1 protein-coding gene is annotated in these 1915 nt (G+C 38.4%); it reads right to left on the minus strand.

Annotated elements, in window-relative coordinates:
* A partial coding sequence (locus tag P767_RS15555; protein ID WP_037351590.1) for a translocation/assembly module TamB domain-containing protein occupies nt 1-1706 on the minus strand: 1706 nt, incomplete at its 3' end.
* Nucleotides 1707-1915 lie beyond the last annotated feature (209 nt).

The raw sequence follows: 1915 nt of genomic DNA on the forward strand, positions 1-1915 counted from the left end.
ATATTGTATGGATTGGTTCCACCACTTCTGCTACTAAATTCACCGGGAGGGGCAAAAGTTCCAAATACTATCAGGAAGGAAACCTGTTTTAAAATTTCATTTTCATCTCTTTGAATTCTGTTCAGGAAGGCAGAAAATTCATTGTCGTTTTTTACCGGACTTCCCTGTGGAAAATCGAGTCGGAAGCTAATGTCGGGTTGGCTCAGCTGATTTCTTAATTCTGCTATTACATATACATCGCCCCTGTATCCTCTTACAGAACCACTGAATATATTATTCCCGATTAAATCGGATAAGGAAATGCGTTCAGCAGTGTACTGTGCATCAATGCTCATGGTAGCTTTATAAGGGTCCCCATTCCATTCTATATAGTTGTTGGAATTGGGTAATAATTCAAATGGTTTTTTTAACAGAGATTGAAAATTGAAATCATAGTTTCCTCTTTCAATATTGTATCGGCCTTTAATGGTAAGCGGTTCAACGGTGCCGGCTTTAATTAACAATCGTCCATTGCCCACTGCTTTAATGATATCCCCGCTAACTTCATCTAAAATAACATCGATCATTACTTTGTTATTGGCAGTTACATCCAGGTCTACTGTTAAATTGAAATTGCTTTTCTTGGAGCTTGTTTCCAGTTCTGTTCCGTACGATTTAAAAACAATGAAGTCGGCACTTCCGCTTTCCTTACTTTCCTTATTGGGTATATAAATATGAGAACTGTCATTGGCTTCTGCTACAATGGTCATTTTGCAATCGTTCTCCGGTCCTTTAAAACTCAGGTTTGCCCTGCCAATTGCCTTGCCGTAGAACTGTTCATTGTCTTTGGCCTTGGTATCAATCATGAGCAGCTTGTCTGTTCTAACATCAAAGTCAAAAGCCATATCTTTAAAACCATTCTCGTATAACTTGCCACTGGCTGTACCAGTGTAGCCGTATTTATCTCTCAGTGTAAAACTGCCGAAATTAATTCCGTCCTCTTCAAACAAAAGATTGGCTGAGTCAATGGAATATTCCACCTGTGTAAAATCTACCATCAGGCCAGCGTCTTTTAAACTAATGGCTCCCAGTAATTGAGGTGCATTTAAATTACCACTGATTTCCAAATCTCCGGATGCCATCCCTTTTAAATTACTGAATAGCCCTGTGAGCAGGTTTTCAATTACACTAATTTGGGTTTCATTCAAATGTATCTTGGTTTTGAACGAATTACCACTGGTGTCTTTGATATTATAAGATCCTTTGGCACTTAAATCGTAGTTTTTGTTGGGGGATATTACTTCAAAAGGAAGGAGTCCGGATTTACTGTCGTAGGCAGCTTTTATGTCTACTACACCAATAGAATCCTGTTCGTAGTAAAAAGAAGCGGCTTTTAAATTGGCAGATGCCTGATAATCTCCAAAGTAATCTGATACTTTAATTTCGCCGCTTACTATTCCTTCCAGGGTTTCCTTTCTCATGAAAAGAGAAGTAATATCACCCAATACAATATTTTTCAATTTCACAACCAGGTTGCTGGTATTGCCTCCATCTTCTTCTTCTGTAACAATTCTTATTTCCTGGAAATCTCCCTGTGAAATTTTTACATTGTTGGCACTCAATAAATTCTTTCTGATTACCAGTTCCCCATTGTCTTCAATGCTCCATTTCTTTTCTTTCAAAACAAAAGTGGAGGGCTTAAACTGAACTCTTACTCCGTCTTCCAATGTATAAACATCTGCAAGCAGTGAGGCATCGTCCAGTGTATTATTGGCCTTGGTGTTAATGGATACAACCGAATGGTCATTGGCAGCAACTATATCAATTACAGAATTGGGCAGGCTCAGGCTGTCTCCAATTTCAAAGTTTTTAATATTGGTCGTTACCGCTAATGAATCAAAATCTCACTTTCCTTCTAGTTGAAATACGACCAGTA

The sequence above is a fragment of the Sediminibacterium salmoneum NBRC 103935 genome (assembly GCF_000511175.1).
In the GTDB taxonomy this organism is placed as follows: domain Bacteria; phylum Bacteroidota; class Bacteroidia; order Chitinophagales; family Chitinophagaceae; genus Sediminibacterium; species Sediminibacterium salmoneum.